General features: G+C 66.9%; 3 protein-coding genes. 2 read left to right on the forward strand and 1 reads right to left on the reverse strand.

The window, feature by feature from the left end; translation table 11 throughout:
- Positions 1–393 precede the first annotated feature (393 nt).
- Positions 394–693, forward strand: coding sequence for a DUF4193 domain-containing protein (locus B1964_RS09060; RefSeq protein WP_014359847.1), 300 nt, complete (start codon positions 394–396; stop codon positions 691–693).
- An 86-nt stretch (positions 694–779) separates the two neighbouring features.
- On the opposite strand, the gene B1964_RS09065 is transcribed toward B1964_RS09060, so the two are convergent.
- On the reverse strand, positions 780–1412 hold the full coding sequence (locus B1964_RS09065) for a DUF3093 domain-containing protein (RefSeq protein ID WP_079929552.1): 633 nt from the start codon (positions 1410–1412) through the stop codon (positions 780–782).
- A gap of 44 nt (positions 1413–1456) precedes the next feature.
- Here B1964_RS09065 and dut point away from each other — a divergent pair.
- The coding region (dut, locus tag B1964_RS09070; protein ID WP_079929553.1) for a dUTP diphosphatase at positions 1457–1930 on the forward strand (474 nt) is incomplete at its 3' end.

The raw sequence follows: 1930 nt of genomic DNA on the forward strand, positions 1-1930 counted from the left end.
GGGTCGAGCGCGCCGGCGATGAATGCCGGGCCCGACCGCCGATTCTGGCCCAACTCTAGAGGGTGGCCACCGCGACGGAGCGCAGGCGGCGCCGACTAGGGGATGGTCGTCGCCGACGCCTCATGCGGCGGTTTCATCCGGCTTGCACACACTGTTGACTCTGCGGTGGTCGTGCACTAGGCTTCGGGCGCCCGCACTCCCGAGTCCGCTGGAGTTCTGGCAACCAACTGTGATCAACATCACAACTGTCTGGTCGATGATCGGTAACGAATCACACCGGTCATGACGTTGTAGTGACGCCGGCAAGACAATCCCGGCGACTTAGCGCCCCAGCGGTCCAGGTCACGAGCCGACGACCCCAGGTCGCGCTCCTTCAACCAGGTAAGGCACACAATGGCTACTGATTACGACGCCCCACGGCGCACGGAGTCCGAGGACCTGAACGAGGACTCGCTCGAGGAGCTGAAGGCACGGCGCAGTGAGGCGCAGTCGGCTGCTGTCGACGTCGACGAAAGCGATACCGCCGAGTCGTTCGAACTGCCCGGCGCCGACCTCTCCGGAGAAGAACTCTCGGTTCGGGTCATCCCGAAGCAGGCCGACGAATTCACTTGCACCAGTTGTTTCCTCGTCTACCACCGCAGCCGTCTGGCCCGTGAGAACGGCGCGAGCATGATCTGCGTGGACTGCGCCTGATCGACCCCACCCGACGGATCCGCCCTCCGGGCGGATCGTGGTGGGGCCCAGGGTGCCACCCCGTCACCGGTTGCTCGTCGGGATGTTCACCCGTTGCCGGCGGCTGCGTCGGCAACGCCCAACGCGCTCAACAGTTCTGCGGGCCTGCGCGTCGACACCAACCAGTACGGAGTCGGATCGTCCGGGTCGTCCAGAACGAGCAACACCATCGTCTTCACCCATGCGTGATGGATCAGGAACGCCGCGGGGTCGAGCTGCCGGCCCAGGGCGGCACTCTTCGCCGATGCCGGCACCGATGCTCCTCGTGCGATGACCGACCGTGGCAGCCGCGCCTTCCCGGCGTGCAGCTCACCGTAGGCGGTCACCCGAATTCGGGTGTGTCCCATCGACACCAGAACCAACGCACACACGATCGCCGCGCCGAGGTAACCGAGCAGACCCCACGGCGAATCATGCGCCGACAGCTGGATCTCATGACCCACCACGCCGGCCACCACCGCGGCGGCCAGCCACCACCACCACGGCACCGACAGTCGCTCGGCGTACCGATCACCCTCGCCTGCGTCACCGTTGCCACCGTCACCGGCACGATCCGTCCCCGACTCAGAGTTCGAGGAGACCACTGCGTCGGACTCCTCGGCAGCCTCCGTGTGGGGGTCGTCCGTGCGGGGTTCGTGGGTGCGGGGTTCGGCGGCACTGCGGGGTTCCGGGTCACTCACACCCCTCAGCGTAGTCTTCCCCCGTGGCCTCAGAATTCCCCCCTGTGACCGGGTCCGACCCGTCCGATTCGTCCCCGTCCCATCCGATCCCACCGGTCCGGATTCAACGACTCGACCCCGACATCGCACTGCCCGCGCGCGCCCATCCCGGTGATGCCGGGGTCGATCTGTGCTCCACCATCGATCTCGAACTCGGGGCCGGGCGTCGACAACTCGTGGGCACCGGGATCGCGATCGCACTGCCGTACGGCACCGTCGGCCTGGTCCACCCCAGATCCGGACTCGCCGCGCGCGCCGGTCTGTCGATCGTCAACGCTCCCGGCACGATCGACGCCGGGTACCGCGGTGAGATCAAGGTGTGTCTGATCAACCTCGATCCGACCGAGACCATCCACATCTCGCGCGGTGACCGCATCGCGCAGCTGGTGATCCAACGAGTCGAACTGCCCGAGTTCGTCGAGGTCACCGAACTGGACGAGACGAGCCGTGGCTCGGGCGGATACGGGTCCAGCGGCGGG

Origin of the sequence: Gordonia sp. i37 (assembly GCF_002043085.1) — a bacterium.
Taxonomy (GTDB): domain Bacteria; phylum Actinomycetota; class Actinomycetes; order Mycobacteriales; family Mycobacteriaceae; genus Gordonia; species Gordonia polyisoprenivorans.